Source organism: Pseudomonas sp. 2FG (genome assembly GCF_005502935.1).
In the GTDB taxonomy this organism is placed as follows: Bacteria; Pseudomonadota; Gammaproteobacteria; order Pseudomonadales; family Pseudomonadaceae; genus Aquipseudomonas.
In genome coordinates this window covers 140,934-157,768 of sequence record NZ_SCMP01000013.1, presented here as the reverse complement: position 1 = coordinate 157,768, position 16,835 = coordinate 140,934, and the positions used below count along the sequence as shown (strand labels likewise).

Annotated in this window: 16 protein-coding genes and 1 pseudogene; 6 read left to right on the top strand and 11 right to left on the bottom strand. The window is 64.9% G+C overall.

The window, feature by feature from the left end; genetic code table 11:
• Positions 1–114: 114 nt before the first annotated feature.
• The 4 genes and pseudogenes from FFS13_RS20380 to FFS13_RS14670 form a co-directional block, all read left to right on the top strand.
• Positions 115–405: pseudogene (locus FFS13_RS20380) on the top strand (SdiA-regulated domain-containing protein); the annotation flags it as partial.
• A gap of 188 nt (positions 406–593) precedes the next feature.
• Positions 594–2,018, top strand: coding sequence for a glycosyltransferase family 39 protein (locus FFS13_RS14680; RefSeq protein WP_137819826.1), 1,425 nt, complete (start codon positions 594–596; stop codon positions 2,016–2,018).
• Positions 2,019–2,437: 419 nt separating this feature from the next.
• Positions 2,438–2,665 carry a PAS domain-containing protein gene (locus FFS13_RS14675; RefSeq protein ID WP_137819825.1) on the top strand — a complete coding sequence of 76 codons (228 nt, stop codon included), beginning with the start codon at positions 2,438–2,440 and terminating at the stop codon, positions 2,663–2,665.
• Positions 2,666–2,715: 50 nt separating this feature from the next.
• Positions 2,716–3,282: a phosphoribosyltransferase family protein gene (locus tag FFS13_RS14670; RefSeq protein WP_137819824.1), complete on the top strand. Its 567-nt coding sequence runs from the start codon at positions 2,716–2,718 to the stop codon at positions 3,280–3,282.
• A 2-nt stretch (positions 3,283–3,284) separates the two neighbouring features.
• Here FFS13_RS14670 and FFS13_RS14665 read toward each other — a convergent pair whose 3' ends face one another.
• From FFS13_RS14665 to FFS13_RS14655, 3 genes are all read right to left on the bottom strand, one after another.
• Complete coding sequence (locus FFS13_RS14665) at positions 3,285–3,929, bottom strand: dienelactone hydrolase family protein (protein ID WP_137819830.1); 645 nt, start codon at positions 3,927–3,929, stop codon at positions 3,285–3,287.
• A gap of 37 nt (positions 3,930–3,966) precedes the next feature.
• On the bottom strand, positions 3,967–4,641 hold the full coding sequence (locus FFS13_RS14660) for a phosphoribosyltransferase (protein WP_137819823.1): 675 nt from the start codon (positions 4,639–4,641) through the stop codon (positions 3,967–3,969).
• 197 nt (positions 4,642–4,838) lie between these two features.
• Positions 4,839–5,774: a universal stress protein gene (locus tag FFS13_RS14655; RefSeq protein WP_137819822.1), complete on the bottom strand. Its 936-nt coding sequence runs from the start codon at positions 5,772–5,774 to the stop codon at positions 4,839–4,841.
• Between the two features lie 245 nt (positions 5,775–6,019).
• Between FFS13_RS14655 and FFS13_RS14650 the strand changes: the two genes are divergently transcribed.
• Entirely contained in the window at positions 6,020–7,276 is a 1,257-nt protein-coding gene (locus tag FFS13_RS14650) for an MgtC/SapB family protein (RefSeq protein WP_137819821.1), read from the top strand.
• Positions 7,277–7,315: 39 nt separating this feature from the next.
• On the opposite strand, the gene FFS13_RS14645 is transcribed toward FFS13_RS14650, so the two are convergent.
• From FFS13_RS14645 to FFS13_RS14610, 8 genes are all read right to left on the bottom strand, one after another.
• Positions 7,316–9,301, bottom strand: coding sequence for a thioredoxin domain-containing protein (locus FFS13_RS14645; protein WP_137819820.1), 1,986 nt, complete (start codon positions 9,299–9,301; stop codon positions 7,316–7,318).
• A gap of 38 nt (positions 9,302–9,339) precedes the next feature.
• Entirely contained in the window at positions 9,340–10,185 is an 846-nt protein-coding gene (gene sufT / locus FFS13_RS14640) for a putative Fe-S cluster assembly protein SufT (protein ID WP_137819819.1), read from the bottom strand.
• Between the two features lie 3 nt (positions 10,186–10,188).
• Complete coding sequence (gene sufU, locus FFS13_RS14635) at positions 10,189–10,650, bottom strand: Fe-S cluster assembly sulfur transfer protein SufU (protein ID WP_137819818.1); 462 nt, start codon at positions 10,648–10,650, stop codon at positions 10,189–10,191.
• Entirely contained in the window at positions 10,647–11,921 is a 1,275-nt protein-coding gene (locus tag FFS13_RS14630) for a cysteine desulfurase (RefSeq protein ID WP_137819817.1), read from the bottom strand. The genes sufU and FFS13_RS14630 overlap by 4 nt, the downstream gene beginning before the upstream one ends.
• Positions 11,918–13,276 carry a Fe-S cluster assembly protein SufD gene (sufD, locus tag FFS13_RS14625; RefSeq protein ID WP_137819816.1) on the bottom strand — a complete coding sequence of 453 codons (1,359 nt, stop codon included), beginning with the start codon at positions 13,274–13,276 and terminating at the stop codon, positions 11,918–11,920. The genes FFS13_RS14630 and sufD overlap by 4 nt, the downstream gene beginning before the upstream one ends.
• Positions 13,273–14,037 (bottom strand): Fe-S cluster assembly ATPase SufC, encoded by a 765-nt coding sequence (sufC, locus tag FFS13_RS14620; RefSeq protein WP_137819815.1) that lies wholly within the window; start codon positions 14,035–14,037, stop codon positions 13,273–13,275. Before sufC ends, sufD begins: the two co-directional genes overlap by 4 nt.
• A gap of 15 nt (positions 14,038–14,052) precedes the next feature.
• Positions 14,053–15,501 carry a Fe-S cluster assembly protein SufB gene (gene sufB, locus FFS13_RS14615; RefSeq protein WP_137819814.1) on the bottom strand — a complete coding sequence of 483 codons (1,449 nt, stop codon included), beginning with the start codon at positions 15,499–15,501 and terminating at the stop codon, positions 14,053–14,055.
• A 171-nt stretch (positions 15,502–15,672) separates the two neighbouring features.
• Positions 15,673–15,990, bottom strand: a complete 318-nt coding sequence (locus FFS13_RS14610; RefSeq protein WP_137819813.1) for a Rieske 2Fe-2S domain-containing protein — start codon at positions 15,988–15,990, stop codon at positions 15,673–15,675.
• A gap of 122 nt (positions 15,991–16,112) precedes the next feature.
• On the opposite strand from FFS13_RS14610, the gene FFS13_RS14605 reads away from it, so the two are divergent.
• Positions 16,113–16,799 (top strand): metalloregulator ArsR/SmtB family transcription factor, encoded by a 687-nt coding sequence (locus FFS13_RS14605; RefSeq protein WP_137819812.1) that lies wholly within the window; start codon positions 16,113–16,115, stop codon positions 16,797–16,799.
• Positions 16,800–16,835 lie beyond the last annotated feature (36 nt).

Genomic DNA, 16,835 nt, shown 5'->3' with positions numbered 1-16,835 from the left:
CCTTGTGAACGGTCTTGAACCGAGGCATCGCGCCCGCGCCTCCCTGCGATTGAATGAGTCGAAGATTATCAGCCGGCACCGCGGCAGGCAGCAGGTTTTTCTACAGCCTCAACCAGTTGGGTAAACGCAAATTTTTTTGCGACCGATATTTCAGACATCCACTTCGACCCTAAAACAGGTCATATCCTCATACTTAGTCAAGAGTCAAAATTGCTGATCGAGCTTAGTGAGGAAGGTGAAATGGTCAGTTCTCGTACGTTTTTGAGCGGGTTTAGCGATGTGAAAGAATCCATTATTAATGCTGAAGGAGTGACTTTGGATAACGATGGGAATCTGTACATAGCCAGTGAGCCGAACTTACTCTACGCATTCCATAAGAGTGGGGAAAAGCCAGCCTTACGGTAATAACATGCTTGGCTCTAGAATTTCGTAGCCACAAATGCAGTGACATAGCCGACGAAAACTTCGACGGCTTCACGCGGGTTAAGACCAAGTACCTTACGAGCTCTCGTAATAATCCCTGGATCAACACTCGAGACCTGTTTAAGCGCAGTCTCGTGGAATTGTCACACCCCCCTTTGAGATCGATTTTGATGAAAATAGAAATCGGGAAAGAGAGTTTGTTTTGGTGCGTCGTTTTAGCGGTGCTCTTGCTTCTTCTGTGCCTTTGGGGAAATGGCGATATCCCGTTTCTTAGCGTCAACGAAGCCAGGCGAGCGGTGACGGTTCGCGAGATGTATGAAGCAAACAATTGGCTGCTCCCGTATATGAACGGGAGTCTATATCTGGCCAAGCCGCCGCTCTTTTATTGGCTGACCCTTGTGCCAGTGCATCTGCTCGGCGAGGTTTCAGAGTGGGCCATGCGCCTGCCTTCGGCGCTTTTCGCGCTCTCCTGCCTCGCTGGCGTCTACGTGTTGGGTTCAAAACTTGGAGGACGCTGGGTCGGGATCTTTGCAGCCATATTCTTGGCGGCCAATGCCGGTTTCAGCATGTTCGCCAGACGGGCCGAAATCGAGATGTCGCTGACTGGACTTTGCCTATTGTCCCTGTTGTCTGCCTGGCCCTATCTGTTTGGCAACGGTAGTCGTCGCTGGGTCCTGCTCAGCTATACGATCCTTGGTTGTTGTCTGCTGACCAAAGGGCCGGTGAGCCTGCTCTTCGTCTCCATCCCCATTCTTATCTTTGCCCTGCTCCAGTCCCATCAACGCGCCAAGACTTTTTTATCTGATGGTTTGGGTTGGCTGGTTGCCTTGTTGATCGGTGGGTCCTGGTATTTTGCCGTGACCTTGCAGGAAGGATGGGGCGTGTGGCAATCGATACTCCAACAAGACATCGTCGATAAAGTTAGCGGCGACGGCGGAGAGCCTTGGTACGCCTATCTGGCTTACCTGGCGGGGGATTTCTTCCCGTTTTGGCTTGTGCTGTTTATCCGACCACGGCAGTTATGGCAAAAAATCCGCACGGTTCCCGAGTTCAACTTACTGGCGTGTGCCGCACTTGTGCCGCTCCTGATTTTTTCCCTTTTTACCGATAAACACGCGAAATACCTCTTGCCGACTTACCCGGTTATCGCTCTTTTGCTGGCGTATCACTGGGTAAGGGTGCTCACCTCAGTGCAAGGTGGGCGGCGCAGCATCCTGACCTGGCTGCCGCCGTTGACGCTCATCTGTTTTGTTGGTTTTTATGCAGTGTTCGAACGACAGGTATTCGCTTATCGTGTCCAAGCCCTCCCTGGGATTAGGGTTGCGACTGCCGCTAATCCTGCTCAAACGATCTACAGCCTCGGCCCGCCAGATATGCGTCTGGTGTTCTACGCTGGCCGTTCCATCCAGGAACTGACGGAGGATCAGGTCAGGTCGCATGCATCGCGTGACGCCCAGCTTTTCGTCATGGCGCCGCCCCCAACAACATTGTCTTGGTTGTCGCGCTGTGCGACCAAACACTTCAAGCCCTATTTGAAGAACGGGAAAGAAGCGTTATTGATTCAGTTAGGCAACTCATGTCAGAGCGCGTTGTGAAATTGTGTAACTTGAATCACCACTAGTTTCGTAGACACCTCCAAGCCTTAAACTGGCCCGTTGAAGTCGCCCAGAAGAGTTTGCGGGCCGAACTCAAGCGCGACGAAACAGGCCCGCCCGGTCAGCGGAGTCCGGGCGAGGTGGTAGAAGCGGTGGACTGCGGCATGCCGCTGGAGTGCTTTCACCTGTGCCCCCAGAGCGTCATTTCACCCAGCTTGTGGGCGGAGTTCGACTAGCGTTAGGCAAGTGACCGAGGGACTTCTTGCGCTAGATCAAGCGTAGGTGAGATGGCGCCGCAGCACTGCTTGTGCGCGAGCGCTTGCGCCAGCATGCTGGCTCCTGCAGCAGGCATTTGCTGATCATGATCAAGGGTTCAGCAGAGCAGACGAGTAGCTTCGCCCCACCCAGCGAGGTGCCCCATGAGCGAGCATGACCAACAGCTGTTGGTAAGGGCATTGGAGGCCGCGACAAACGCCATACTGATTACCGACCGCACGGGGTGCATCGTCTGGCTGAATGATGCCTTCTGTCGCCTGAGCGGCTACCCGCGCCAGGAGCTGATCGGGCAGACGCCGAACCTGCTGTACTCGGGCAGGCAAAGCTCGAGCTTCTACCAGGCGGAGCAACCGTGCAGCGGCCCACCCTAGCCGCCCACGGCGCCCGACTCTAACCTTTGCATGTGCCAGGAGGCAGCGCGATGGAGACAGACAGCAAACCGGCCGGGCAGCGCGTCTGCCTGTACACCAGCGAGGAACTGGACGCCGTGCTCGACGCCATGGCCCGCAGCATCGCGGCCGGGCTGACGCCCGCGCAGCCGCTGGCCTTGATCGGCCTGCTCAGGCGCGGCGAACCGCTGGCGCGCATGCTCCAGCAGCGGCTGGCGGCGCAACACGGTATAGCGGCGCCGCTCTACCCACTGAAGGTCAAGCGCTATGCCGATGACCTGCGGGTGCTGCATGCCGAAACGGCCCTGGAGGAGAACCCGGCCTTGGCCGGCGTGGATCTGCCTGCGACCCGCCTGCTGGTGGTCGACGACGTGCTCTACGGTGGCCACTCGCTGCTGCGCGTGTGCGCCTACCTGGCACGCCTGGGCGCACGCGAGATTGGCACGGCGGTGCTGGTGGATCGCTGCGTCGGCACCCAGCCGATCCACGCCGACGTGGTCGGCGTACGCCTGCAGATCGCGCCGGGCGATATCGTCGAATGCAACGTCCCGCCCTACGAGGCCGAGTTCCGCATCGAGGTCGTGCGTCGCACACCTTGAGCCTAGGCCACTGACCGTCGCTGCAAATGCTCGAGGAACCAGTCGCCGGCGAGCTCGGCCACCTCCAGCAACTTGCCCGACTCCTCGAACAGGTGGGTGGCTCCCGGGATCACCGCCAGCCGCTGCGGACAATGCAACTGCTGGCTGCTCTGGCGGTTCAACGCCAGCACAGTGTCGTCCTCCGCGCCGACGATCAGCAGGGTCGGCGCCTCGACCCGTGCGAGCGCGCTTCCGGCCAGATCGCTACGCCCGCCTCGCGACACCACCGCGGCGATCTCGCGGGGCCGCTCGGCCGCGGTGATCAGCGCCGCCGCGGCGCCGGTGCTGGCGCCGAATAAGCCGATCGCCAGCTCGCCCGCGGCAGCGTCGCGGCGCAGGCAATCGATCACCTGGCTCAGGCGCTGGCTGAGCAGCGGAATATCGAAGCGGAACGCGCGGCTGACCTCATCGACGCGCTGCTCGGCCTCGGTGAGCAGATCGAACAGCAAGGTGGCCAGGCCGAGGTCGTTGAAATACCGCGCGACGCTGCGATTGCGCGGGCTGAAGCGGCTGCTGCCGCTGCCGTGGACGAACACCACCAGGCCTTCGGCGCCCTCCGGCGCGACCCATTCGCCATGCAAGTGCGCCTGGTCGAGGCTGAAGGTCATCTGCCGTTGCTGAAGTCCCGTTGGCGTGCCCATGGCTTCAACTCCCGCCGCTCCCGGCTTCCCGCGCCCAGGCGTGCTGCAGTAAGGCCTGCACTTCCTGGTCCGAGGTCTGGTCGAACACGCGATACCACTGACCTATCGCATAGAAGAACTCGGGGATAAACAGGCAGACCACCTGATCGACCAAGCGGCGCAGCAGCGTCACGGTCTCCAGGGGCCCCACCGGCGCGGCGACTATGATGCCGGCGGCGGCCTGCTGGCGGGTGGCCGCGATGGCCGCGCGCATGGTGGCGCCGGTCGCCAGCCCGTCATCTACCAGAATCACCAGTTGCCCCGCCAGTTGCGGCCAGGGGCGCTCGCCCCGATAGGCCCGTTCGCGTCGCTGCAGTTCCTGGCTTTCTTCTAGAACGACGGCGTCCACGGCCTCTGCGCTGATCTGCCGATAGCGCAGCACATCCTCGTTCAGCACCCGGACCCCGCCGCCGGCGATGGCCCCCATCGCCAATTCCTTTTGGCCGGGCGCGCCGAGCTTGCGCACCAGCATCAGGTCCAGCCTCGCGCCCAAGGCGCTGGCCACTTCATAGGCGACCGGCACGCCGCCCCGCGGCAAGCCCAGCACTATCACCTCCGGCCGCTCGCGAAACTCCAGCAAGGCCGAAGCCAGTGCTTCACCGGCCGTCCGGCGGTCGCGAAAAGGAATATCCCAGGTCATGGTGTCATCTCCTGAGTATCGTCGTTTCACTATGCGCCAGACTCGCGCGGTTTTCTTTGATTTCGACCTATGGAACGGGGTGCTCCGTAGGCGCTCTGCGGCGAGCGGATCGGCGACGGATACGGCAGGCAGCAGGTTGGACTTCAGATAGTCACTTCGGCGGCTACCTCATTGCATGACCTAGCGAACCTCAACAACTAGCTCTCCACGGCGTTTTCCGGCTTGATCGCCAGAATGCTGCAAGGCACCCGATAGAGGACGTGCTCGGCGGTGCTGCCCAGCAGTTTGTGCAAGCCTCGACGATGCACGGTGCCCATCACGATGACATCGGCAAGACTGCTGACGGCGAACTCGGAAATCACCTGGATGGGCGACCCCAGAAGGAAATGCCGGCACTCCTTCGGTACACCGTGGCGATCGGCCAGCCCGGTGAAAGCTTGCTCCTGGGCGGCGCGCAATTCTTCGCTAAGGCCCCTCGACAACGGCAGCGTGCCCATGCCCATACCCATGCCCATCTCCGCAGCGAGCATGGAGGACACATCATAGGCATACAGCAGATGCAGTTCGGCATTGCATTGCGCCGCCAACTTCAGTGCGGTGAGGATGATCCGATCGTTCAAGTCCCGGATCTGCTCTTCCGGGCGGAAGGGATCGACCGCCGCGACTATCTGGCGCGGTAAGGGATGCCTGGCATCCGTCACCAGATGCAGGGGCGTGGGACAGTCGCGTAGCAGTTGCCAATCCAACGGCGTGACGAAGGCGCGTTTGAGCGCCGGCTCCTGATGAGCATCCTTGATCAACATATCCGCCTGCATTTCCTTCACATGCACCAGGATTTCCTCGTAGGGCTGCTGAACCCAAAGTACCTCCGTGGTCACCGTCAGCCCTTTGCTCCGTTGCAGTTCGGCCTCGTCCTCAAGCCACAAACGGTGCCGCTGTAAGTACCCTTCGCGGACCTCAGCCATCACCCTTTGGTTGAACAAACCGGTCGTCGCGATGGCTTCGACATAATCGAATGCAACGATGTGCAAGGCTGCGCCCTTGGCGCTGGCCAGGGCGGCCGCCCGCTCGAATGCCGGGGTGCGGCGCATCTCGGACGGGGCTACCAGCAGTAAGCGTTGATACTCGGACATGGGACACCTCCATTGGCCGAACCAGGATCTGTAGCCGTCGCGCGCCAGGGACTTCCTCGTGAATCCCGACTACTGTGGATCAAGAGGAAGCGTTGAATCACGCGCTGTCGGCCTGCTGTTGCGTGCTGACAGCACCGAGGGTGAGTTTCATTATTTGGCCAGCCGCTCCGACAACGCCTTGATCTGAATCAACCCGGCGGCCCCCAGTGAGCCAGTGCCGGATAGCCAAGCGGGGATAACGGCCTATGGATGAACTCGACACCCTTGCCAACTCCGCCGCCGCCGCACTGGGCATAGGCCTGCTGGTGGGCTTGGAACGCGAGCGCAAGAAAGGCGCTGGCCAAGAGCGGGGCTTTGCCGGCCTGCGGACCTTCACCGCCACCTCGTTGCTCGGCTATGTCTGCATGCTGCTGGGCGGCGTGCTACTGCTCGCCACCATGGCCCTCGGTTTGACCGCGTTGGTGACGGCCGCCTATCTCAAGACCCCGAGCCAGGAGCCGGGCATGACCACCGAGGTCGCTCTGTTGCTGGTGCTGGTGTTGGGCGGGCTGTGCGCGCAAAAACCCGGCGTAGCCATAGCCTTCGGCGTCGTCTTGACGCTGCTGCTGACCTACCGACAGGGCCTGCACCGGTTTGTCCGCACGCAGCTTTCCGAAAGCGAAGTCCGCGATGGCCTGATCCTGGCGACCGCCGCCCTGGTGATCTTGCCACTGGTGCCGGACCGCTTTATCGGGCCGTTTGCCGCCATCAATCTGCGCACCATCTGGACACTCACGGTCTTGATGATGGCGGTTGGGGCCGCCGGTCATATTGCCGTGCGCCTGCTCGGCACCCGCTACGGACTGGCGGTTACCGGCATCGCCTCGGGTTTCGCCTCCAGTACGGCGACCATCGCTGCCATGGGCAGCCGCGCCCGCGACGAGCCGGCACTCCTGCTGCCGGCCAGCACCGCCGCGATCCTGTCCACCCTCGCCACCATGGTGCAGATGAGCCTGGTGCTCGGCGCCGTCAGCCTGCCGACCCTACGGCTGATGTGGCTGCCGCTCGCATTAGGCTTCGTCACCACCCTGATCTACGCGCTGGTCTTCATGCGCCGCGGCAAGCAAGCTGAGAGCCATAGCCCGATCGATGTGGGCGGCGCGTTCAACCTCAAGCTGGCACTCCTGGTGGCGCTCGGCATCGCGGCTATTTCGCTGCTGTCATCGGCGCTATTGGCCTGGCTCGGGCAAAGCGGTGTCTTCATCGCCACGGCCCTGGGCGGCTTCGCCGATGCGCACGCGCCCTCCGCCGCCGTCGCCTTGCTGGTAAAAGCCGGGCAGCTGCCGGCAGCCAGCGCCATCCTCCCGGTTCTCGCGGCCTTGAGCACCAACGCCTGCTCAAAATGCCTGGTCGCCTGGACCAGCGGTGGGGCGAAGTTTTCCAGGCGCGTGATACCCGGCCAAATACTGGTGCTGGGTGCTCTGTGGGGCGGGGCCTTGATCCAGACTTGGCTGCTGGCCTGACGCCAGCCTGGCCACCCTTGCGGAGGAACAACAGCATGATCAGAGGCAGCGCTCGACCAGCGCCGCGGCGCTGGTCACGGGGGCTTCGCAGCTGCGATTTCGGCACAGATAGGCGGTGGCTTGCCCCGCAAGCGGCTGCCGGCCCGCGCCAATCGGCACATCCTCGGCAAAGGCCAGGACGCGGGCCGGCAGGTAGCGGCGCTGCAGGCTCGCCACCAGGGCGCGGGCGGCTGAGCGTTCGCCGGCGATGACGATGCTCAGCGGGCCGCGCTGGGCGAAGTCCTGCGCCGCCAGGAGATGGGCGAAGCCGAAGGGGTTCTGCGCAGCCGCGGCGCGGTACATCGCGAACACCTGCTCGGCGCGCTCGCGGTAGAGCTCGCGGCCGGTCAGCTCGAAGAGCCGCAGGAAGGCGAACAGGCTGGTCGAGGTGCCCGAGGGCCAGGCACCGTCGTGCGGCGCGCGCGGGCGGTGCACCAGCGGCTCGCCGTCGCTGGGGGTGAAGTAGAGGCCGTCCTCCCAGAACTTCTCGAGGATCAACTCGACCAACTGCGTGGCGCGTTCCAGATGGCGCCGCTCGAAGCCGCACTCGTAGAGATCGAGCAGCGCGTTGGCGAGGAAGGCGTAGTCCTCGAGGAAGCCCGGGACCTTGGCGGTGCCCTCGCGCCAGGCCCGGTACAGGCCGCCCGCGGGGGTCGAGAGGCGCGCCTGCAGGAAATCGGCGGCGCGCCGCGCGGCGTCCAGGTGGCGCGCGGTGCCCGTGGCCTGGTAGGCGGCGCAGAGGCCCTGGATCATCAGCGCGTTCCAGCTGGTGAGGATGTTCTCGTCGCGCCCCGGGCGAACGCGCTGGGCCCGCGCCGCCAGCAGCTGGTCGCGCAGCCCCGCCAGTTGCGCTTCCTCCACCGCGTCCAGTGTGGCCGCGCGGTACAGCACCGTGGTGCCATGCTCGAAGTTGCCGGCCGCACTCACGCCGTAGGCCCGGCAGGCCAGCGCCGCGTCCGGCTCGCCGAGGACGGCCTGCACCTGCGCCGGGGTCCACACGTAGAACTTGCCCTCCTCGCCCTCGCTGTCGGCGTCCTCGCTGGCGTAGAAGCCGCCCTCGGGATGCGTCATGTCACGCAGGATGTAGTCGATCGTCTCCTCGAACACGCGCCGCCAGGCGGGCTGGCCGGTCGCGCGATAGGCGTCGGCATAGAGTTTCACCAGCTGGCCGTTGTCGTAGAGCATCTTCTCGAAATGCGGCACGGCCCAGCGCTCATCCACGCAGTAGCGGGCGAAGCCACCGCCCAGTTGATCGTAGAGCCCGCCGGCCGCCATGCGCTCGAGGGTCAGCTCCAAGGAGAGCAGCAGGTCCGGCTCGCCCAGGCGCTGATGGAGGCGCAGGACGAGGTCGTGGCAGGCCGGGTTGGGGAACTTGGGCGCCTGGCCCAGGCCCCCGTGCACGCGGTCGGTGTGCTTGGCAAACAGCCGGGCGGCGGCGGCCGGCTGGTCTTGCTCCGGCGGCGTCTCGCCCTCCAGCACTAGTTTCTCCATGACGCGGTAACCCTGGAGGAACTGCTCGACGTTCTGTCGCAGCGCCGCGCGGTTGTTCTGCCAGGCCGCGCTCAGCCCGCGCAGGAGCTGGGCGAAGCCGGGCCTGCCGTAGCCCTCCTGCGGCGGGAAGTAGGTGCCGGCGAAGAACGGCTCGCGCTGCGCGGTCATAAACACCGTCAGCGGCCAGCCGCCGCCCTGCCCCAGCATCTGCACGACTTTTTGGTAGATGTCGTCGAGGTCGGGCCGCTCCTGGCGGTCGACCTTGATGTTGACGAAGCGCTCGTTCAGCAGGCGCGCGACTTCCGGGTTCTCGAACGACTCGTGGGCCATCACGTGGCACCAGTGGCAGGCGGCATACCCCAGCGACAGATGGATGGGTTTGTCCTCGTCATGGGCGCGGCGGAACGCCTCCTCGCCCCAGGGATACCAATCGACGGGGTTCTCTGCGTGTTGGCGCAGATAGGGCGAGGTTTCTTGGGCGAGTCGATTGCTCATGACTGGCTCCTCACAATGGCTTGCTCACACCCGGCTCTTCACAACAGACCCAGCTGCAGGCGGGCCGCTTCGGACATGCGGCTTTGCTCCCAGGGCGGCTCCCAGACCAGTTCGATGTCGACCTCGCTGACGCCGGGGAGCGTCTGCACCTTGGCCCGCGCCTCTTCCTTCAGTACGTCACCCATCCCGCAACCGGGCGCGGTCATGGACATCTTGATCGCGACCCGCTGGCCGCCGCCTTCGAGCGGCTGCGCCTCACACTGGTAGATCAGCCCGAGGTCGACCACGTTGACCGGAATCTCCGGGTCGTAGACGGTGCGCAGCCTGTCGAGCACCTGGCTTACCAGGTCGAAGGCGCCGCTCGCCGCCGGCGGGCCGCTCGCCTGGGGGACGCTGTAGCCCAGCGCGTCGGCATCGCCACCGGCGATCCGCGCCAGCTGGCCCTTGGCGGTCCTGACCGTGAAGCTGCCGCCGAGCGCCTGGGTCACGACCACCCACTCGCCCCGCGCCAGCTGCAGCCGTTCCCCGCGCGGAATCAGGCTGGCCGCGCAGTCCCGGCTGAGCTCGATCGGCCGGGCGCGGCCCGGCTGGTTGGGGTTGTCGAACTTGAAGCCGGCGCCGCTCAGTTCATACAGGAAGTCGATGGACAGGCCATCGGCTCGCCGCGCGCTCGCGGGATCGAGCAACAGGCTGAGGCCGTCCACTTCGACGGCGATATCGCCCTCGGCGCCAGGCCCGAAGAGCAGCTCATGTGCGAAGCGCTCGTCGATCCTGAGCCGCACCCAGTCCCCGCTCCCCTCGGCCAGGGCGTCGCGCAAGATTCGCCGCGCCGAGTCGCTGAGGCGAATGCTGGGAATGCTGGAAGTGCGCCGCTCGGCTGCCATGGCTTACTCCGTCGAGACCAGTGCGCCGTCGCCCCCTTGGAGGGCACTGCGCAGCGTGTGCCAGGCCAGGGTGGCGCACTTGACCCGCACCGGGAACTCCCAGACCCCCGAGAGCACTGCGAGTTTGCCGAGCTCTGCAGGGGTCACCTGGGCGCTCGGCCCCTCGGTCAGCAGCGCATGCACGCGGGCAAATAGCGCCAGCGCCTCCTCCGCCTTGCGCCCCTTGACCGCCAGGGTCATCAAGGACGCCGAGGCCTGGGAGATGGCGCAGCCGGCCCCCTGGAAGGCGATGTCCTCGATCACCCCGTCCGCAAGCTTGATATAAATCCTCAGCTGATCGCCGCACAGCGGATTGAAGCCCTCCGCCGTGCAGGTAGCGCCATCCAGTTGGCGGAAATTGCGCGGCCGCTTGCCGTGGTCGATCACCACGTCCTGGTAGAGGTCGCGCAGCTCATCGCTACTCATCGGAACAGCTCCTGGACCTTGGCCAGACCGGCCACCAGCGCATCGATGTCTTGCTCCGTGCTGTAGCAGCCGAGCGAGGCGCGGGCCGTGGCGGCTAGGCCGAAGCGCTGCATCAGGGGCTGGGCGCAGTGGTGCCCGGTGCGGATCGCGACCCCCTCACGGTCGAGGATGGTGCCGATATCGTGCGGATGAATGCCGTCGAGGACGAACGAGAGCACGCCGACCTTGTCCTTCGCGGTGCCGATCAGTCTGAGGCCGGGCACCGCCGCGAGCGCCTGCTGCGCGTAGGCCAGCACAGCCTGCTCGTGGGCGGCGATGGTCTCTGGCCCCAGCTCGCCGAGGAAGTCGATCGCCGCGCCGAGTCCAATCGCTCCGGCCATGTTCGGCGTACCCGCCTCGAAGCGGTACGGCGGCTTGTTGTAGACGGTCTTCTCGAAGCTGACCGAGAGGATCATGTCGCCGCCGCCCTGGTAGGGCGGCATCGCCTCGAGCAGCTCGCGGCGGCCGTAGAGCACGCCGATGCCGGTGGGGCCGTACATCTTGTGGCCCGACAGGGCGTAGAAGTCGCAGCCCAGCGCGCGCACATCGACCTTCAAGTGGGGGGCCGCCTGGGCGCCATCGACCAGCACGCGGGCGCCCCGGGCGTGGGCGAGCTCGACGATGCGCCGGATCGGGTTGACGGTGCCGAGCACATTCGAGACGTGGGCGACGGCCACCAATCGGGTCTTGGGCCCGATCAGCCGTTCCAGCTCATCGAGCCGGAGTTCGCCGGCGTCGTCGATGGGGGCCACTCGCAGCTGGGCGCCGGTCTGTTCGCAGAGCATCTGCCAGGGCACGATGTTCGAGTGGTGCTCCATGGCGCTGATCAGCACCTCGTCGCCGGCATGGACATGGACCTTGCCATAGGTTTGCGCCACCAGATTGACCGCTTCGGTGGTGCCACGGACGAAGACGATCTCCTCGACGTGTTCGGCATTGAGGAAGCCCTGGACCTTGGCCCGAGCCTTCTCGTACTCCTCGGTGGCGCGCACTGAGAGGTAGTGCACGCCACGGTGCACGTTGGCGTTCTCCTTCAAGAAGAAACGTGACATCGCAGCTATGACCGCCTGCGGCTTCTGGCTGGTCGCGGCGCTGTCGAGGTAGATCAGCGGCTTGTCGTAGATCGTTTCCGCGAGGATCGGGAATGCCAGGCGCACGCGCTCGACGTCGTAGCCTGCCGCGCGCTCGAGCTGTTTCGGTAGCGTCTGAAGACTGCTCTCGAGATCGCTCATGCCGCCACCTCCACGCCCCGCAACTGCGTTACGACCAGTCGCTCAACCTGGGTCCGCAGCGGCGCCAGGCGGATGAGCTCCAGCATCTCGCTGACGAACGCGTAGGTCAGCAGAGACCGTGCCGCCGCCTGGGGAATCCCCCGCGAGCGCAGGTAGAAGATCGCCTGCTCATCCAGTTGGCCGACGGCGGCGCCGTGGGCGCACTTGACGTCATCGGCGAAGATCTCCAGCCGCGGCTGGGTGTTGGCCTGGGCCGATTCCGACAACAGCAGCGTCTTGATGGTCTGGCAGGCATCCGTCTTCATCGCGCCCGGGCGCACGATGATCCGGCCGTCGAAGACCCCGTGCCCGCGCCCGTCGACCACGCCCTTGTAGAGTTCGCGACTGGTGCAGCGCGGCGCCAGGTGCTCGATGCAGGTCTGGTTGTCCAGGTGCTGCTCGCCCCGCGGCAGGTACAGGCCGTTCAATGCGACCTCCGCGCCGGGGCCCTCGAGCACCACCCGCACCTCCTGCCGCGCCAGCGCCGCGCCGAGCGCCGAGGAGTGCGCGGTAAAACGGCTGCCCTGGGCTTGGCGCACGCGGAGGAGCGCGACATGGAAGGCCGTCGTGCTCTCGTTCTGCACCTTGTAATGCTCGAGCACCGCGCCAGCCTCGAGTACGACCTCGCTGACGGCATTGCTGAGGTAGAGCTCGCCCCCGCTGCCCACGTGGCTTTCCACTAGGGTCGCGCGGCTGCCGGCCCCCATCCGTACCAAGGCACGCGGATGCGACACCAGCGGCGTGGCGCCCGCGTCCGAGAGGAACACCAGGTGGATCGGCGCCTCGACCGTCGTATGGGCGGGAATCCGCACCAGCGCCCCGTCCTCGGCGAGGGCCGCATTCAGCGTGCTGAAGGCCTGCGGCTGAGCACGGAACGACCACGCGAACAGGGTTTCGAGCGCCCCGTTGTCGGCCCCGCTGTCGGCATGGAGCAGCGCGGCCAGGTTGCTCACCCGGGTGCCTTGGGGCAACTGCTTGAGCACCGAAAGCTCCGCGGCGAAATAGCCGTTGACGAAGACCAGCCGCGGGCCGCCTAAGTCGTAGAGATCGCAGAGGACGCCGGCGAGCCGCTCGACGCTCGCGGCCGACAGCCGCCGGCTCGTGCCCGGCTCGGCCGGCTGGAAAGGAATCGCCAGGATGGGCGCGACTCGCGTGTACTTCCAGGCCTCGTCCTTGGCCGTGGGAAAGCCGTGTTCGACTACCCACTGGAACGCCGCGCGGCGCAGCTCCCACAGCCAGGCGGGCTGCCGGGCGTCAGCCCTGGGCTCGAGCCGGGCGAGGAATGCCGCGCTCGCGGTGCTCGGCTCGGTGTTCATGGCCCGGCTCCGGGTGCTGTCGAGTCTTGCTCGTAGCTGGCATAGCCGTGCTTCTCGAGCTCGACGGCCAGCGCCTTGTCGCCGGACTGCACGATCCGGCCGTTGGCCATGACATGGACGCGATCGGGGATTATGTAGTCGAGCAGCCGCTGGTAGTGGGTGATGACCAGCAGTGCGCGATCCTCCCGCCGCAGGGCGTTGACGCCGGCCGCGACTATCCGCAGCGCGTCGATGTCGAGGCCCGAGTCGGTCTCATCCAGAATGGCGAGCTTGGGTTCCAGGATCGCCATCTGGAAGATCTCGTTGCGCTTCTTCTCACCGCCGGAGAAGTCCACGTTGACGGAGCGGTTCATGAAGCTCTGGTCCATCTCCACCAGCGCCATGCGTTCCTTGGCGAGCGCAAGGAAGTCCAGCGCGTCGAGCTCCTCGAGCCCACGCTGTTTGCGCACGGCGTTGAGTGCCGTGCGCAGGAAGTAGAGGTTGCCGATGCCGGGAATCTCCACGGGGTACTGGAACGCGAGGAAGACGCCGGCGACCGCGCGCGCTTCCGCCGGCATGCTGAGCAGATCCTGGCCCTCGTAGAGCACCTCGCCGCTGACCTCATAAATCTCGTGGCCCGCCAGCACCTGGGCCAGCGTGCTTTTGCCGGAGCCGTTCGGCCCCATGATCGCGTGCACCTCGCCGGCGTTTACCCGCAACGTGATGCCCCGCAGAATTTCGCGGCCCTCGACGCTGGCGTGCAGATTGTTGATCTCGAGCATGCTCCACCTCGGGCCTCAGCCCACGCAGCCCTCCAGGCTCACGCCCAGGAGTTTCTGGGCTTCCACCGCGAACTCCATCGGCAGCTCCTTGAACACCTCGCGGCAGAAGCCGTTAACTATCATCGGCACCGCGTCCTCCGCGCGGATGCCGCGCTGCCGGCAGTAGAACAGCTGCTCATCGCTGATCTTCGAGGTGGAGGCTTCGTGCTCGACCTGGGCGCTCGGGTTCTTCACCTCGACATAGGGGAAGGTGTGCGCGCCACACTGGCTGCCCAGCAGCAGGGAGTCGCACTGCGTATGGTTGCGGGCGCCGGTCGCCGCCTTGAGTATCTTGACCAGGCCGCGATAGGTGTTCTGCCCATGGCCGGCGGAGATCCCCTTCGAGAGGATGGTGCTGCGCGTGTGCCGGCCGATGTGGATCATCTTGGTGCCGGTGTCCGCCTGCTGGTGGTTGGTCGTCAGGGCGACCGAGTAGAACTCCCCGACCGAATAGTCGCCCTGGAGAATCACCCCCGGGTACTTCCAGGTGATGGCGGAGCCGGTCTCGACCTGGGTCCAGGAGATCTTCGAGTTTCTGCCTGCGCACTTGCCGCGCTTGGTGACGAAGTTGAAGATGCCGCCGCGCCCTTCGGCGTCGCCCGGGTACCAGTTCTGCACGGTGGCGTACTTGATCTGCGCGTTATCCAGCGCGACCAGCTCGACCACCGCCGCATGGAGCTGGTTCTTGTCGCGCATCGGCGCGGTACAGCCCTCGAGATAGCTGACGTAGGCGCCCTCCTCGGCGACTATCAGGGTACGCTCGAACTGGCCGGTATCCGCGGCGTTGATGCGGAAGTAGGTCGACAGCTCCATCGGGCAGCGCACGCCCTTGGGCACATAGCAGAAGGAGCCGTCGGAAAACACCGCCGAGTTCAGCGTGGCGAAGAAGTTGTCACTGTAGGGGACGACCGAACCGAGGTACTGGCGCACCAGCTCCGGATGGTTCTGCACGGCCTCCGAGAAGGAGCAGAAGATCACGCCGACCTCGGCGAGCTTGTGCTTGAAGGTGGTCGCCACCGAGACCGAGTCGACCACCGCGTCCACCGCGACGCCGGTCAGGCGCTCCTGCTCGGCGAGCGAGATGCCGAGCTTGCCAAACATCGCGCGCAGCTCGGGGTCGACCTCGTCGAGGCTCCCGGGCCCCGGCGTTTTCGGCTTAGGCGCCGAGTAATAGATGATGTCCTGGTAGTCGATGGGCTCGTAGTGGACGTTCTGCCAAGTCGGCTCGCGCATCGTCAGCCAGTGGCGGTACGCCTTCAGACGCCAGTCGAGCAGCCACTGCGGCTCGTTCTTCTTCGCCGAGATCAGGCGGATGATGTCTTCGTTGAGCCCGCGCGGGGCGGCATCGCTCTCCAGGTCGGAGACGAAGCCGTACTTGTACGCGCGGCTGCTGAGTTCGCGGATCTTGGCATTGTCAGTGCTCATCGCTTACTCCTCCTGCTTCTGGCAGGACGGTTCGATCGTTTTAACTATACTCCATCCGCATATTTAGCAAGCAGGTTCTTTATAAAGTATGGATAGCCTGTAAATTTAATGGGTTGGGTCGGTCGCGCAGTTACCTTTGGGCGGTTGCGGCGCGAGTTCGTCCGCCGCGCATCAAGCATCCGCCGATTGCCGCAGCAGGATGTCGTCGCCGTCCACCCGAACCTCGAACCGCTCGACTCGATAGGCCGATTCCGTGAGGCATTCGCCGCTGGTCACGTCGAACTCGTAGGCGTGCACGGGGCAGGTCACCACGCAGCCGCAGAGCGTGCCTTCGCCCAGCGGGCCGTCCTCGTGCGGGCAGCTGTTGTGGATGGCGAAGTACTGGCCGTCCACATTAAACAGTGCGACGGGGGTTCCTCTCAGGTTCAGGGTCTTGCCGCTGCCCGGTTGGATGTCGCCGACGCGGGCGACCTTGACGAATTCACTCATGGCGCCCCTCCAGGGTGCGACCGCCGCTCGTAGCAGGACGCCACGCCGCTAAATTCAACAGCTAGACGGTCGTCTCTCGATTGTCAATAATGAACTTTCCAAAGTATGGAAAGGGAACCACCATGCGCATTACCAGCAAGAGTTCCGAGGCTCCGGGTTCCGGTCGGGAGCGTGTCCTCTTCCTGCTCAAGCGGGACGGGCCCCAGGCCACGGCGCGGGTAGCGGAGCAGTTGGGGGTGACGGCCATGGCCGTGCGCCAGCACCTTTCCGTCCTCTATGGCGAGGGGTTGGTCGACTTCACCGACGAGCAGCGCAAGATTGGCCGCCCCGCCCGCATCTGGCGGCTGACGCCCAAGGCCTATACGCGCTTTCCGGATCACCACGCGGGGCTGGCGGTCGACATGCTGCAGGTGGTGCAAAGCACCTTCGGCGAAGAGGGCCTGGAACGCCTGACCGACGGCTGGACACGCAAACAGGTGGCCGCCTATCGCACGCAGATGCCCCGCCAGGACCTGCCGCTCGACCAGCGCGTGGCCGCCCTGGCGAGAATCCGCTGCGCGGAAGGTTTCATGGCCGAGTGCCGCCCGGCCCAGGATGGCACTATCGAACTGGTGGAGAACCACTGCGCGATCGCCCAGGCCGCGCACTTCTGCACCCAGCTTTGCGGCGGCGAGTTGACGTTGTTCCGTGAGCTGCTCGGTGACGGCGTCACCGTCGAGCGCGTCGAGCACTTCCTCGCCGGCGACCGCCGCTGTACTTACCGCATCCTCGAGACTCCTGGCCTGCTCACACCGAGCGCGGGCCACTAAGCGCCCGCGCTGTGCCTGCTCGAGGTGCGCCAGGGC

Excerpts from the sequence above, each read along its gene's own strand:
- FFS13_RS14660 (WP_137819823.1), bottom strand. The coding sequence starts at position 4,641 with ATGACCTGGGATATTCCTTTTCGCGACCGCCGGACGGCCGGTGAAGCA.
- FFS13_RS14680 (WP_137819826.1), top strand. The coding sequence starts at position 594 with ATGAAAATAGAAATCGGGAAAGAGAGTTTGTTTTGGTGCGTCGTTTTA.
- sufT (WP_137819819.1), bottom strand. The coding sequence starts at position 10,185 with ATGGCAGCCGAGCGGCGCACTTCCAGCATTCCCAGCATTCGCCTCAGC.
- FFS13_RS14630 (WP_137819817.1), bottom strand. The coding sequence starts at position 11,921 with ATGAGCGATCTCGAGAGCAGTCTTCAGACGCTACCGAAACAGCTCGAG.
- FFS13_RS14645 (WP_137819820.1), bottom strand. The coding sequence starts at position 9,301 with ATGAGCAATCGACTCGCCCAAGAAACCTCGCCCTATCTGCGCCAACAC.
- FFS13_RS14650 (WP_137819821.1), top strand. The coding sequence starts at position 6,020 with ATGGATGAACTCGACACCCTTGCCAACTCCGCCGCCGCCGCACTGGGC.
- sufB (WP_137819814.1), bottom strand. The coding sequence starts at position 15,501 with ATGAGCACTGACAATGCCAAGATCCGCGAACTCAGCAGCCGCGCGTAC.
- FFS13_RS14655 (WP_137819822.1), bottom strand. The coding sequence starts at position 5,774 with ATGTCCGAGTATCAACGCTTACTGCTGGTAGCCCCGTCCGAGATGCGC.
- sufC (WP_137819815.1), bottom strand. The coding sequence starts at position 14,037 with ATGCTCGAGATCAACAATCTGCACGCCAGCGTCGAGGGCCGCGAAATT.
- FFS13_RS14605 (WP_137819812.1), top strand. The coding sequence starts at position 16,113 with ATGCGCATTACCAGCAAGAGTTCCGAGGCTCCGGGTTCCGGTCGGGAG.
- FFS13_RS14670 (WP_137819824.1), top strand. The coding sequence starts at position 2,716 with ATGGAGACAGACAGCAAACCGGCCGGGCAGCGCGTCTGCCTGTACACC.
- FFS13_RS14675 (WP_137819825.1), top strand. The coding sequence starts at position 2,438 with ATGAGCGAGCATGACCAACAGCTGTTGGTAAGGGCATTGGAGGCCGCG.
- FFS13_RS14610 (WP_137819813.1), bottom strand. The coding sequence starts at position 15,990 with ATGAGTGAATTCGTCAAGGTCGCCCGCGTCGGCGACATCCAACCGGGC.
- FFS13_RS14665 (WP_137819830.1), bottom strand. The coding sequence starts at position 3,929 with ATGACCTTCAGCCTCGACCAGGCGCACTTGCATGGCGAATGGGTCGCG.
- sufU (WP_137819818.1), bottom strand. The coding sequence starts at position 10,650 with ATGAGTAGCGATGAGCTGCGCGACCTCTACCAGGACGTGGTGATCGAC.
- sufD (WP_137819816.1), bottom strand. The coding sequence starts at position 13,276 with ATGAACACCGAGCCGAGCACCGCGAGCGCGGCATTCCTCGCCCGGCTC.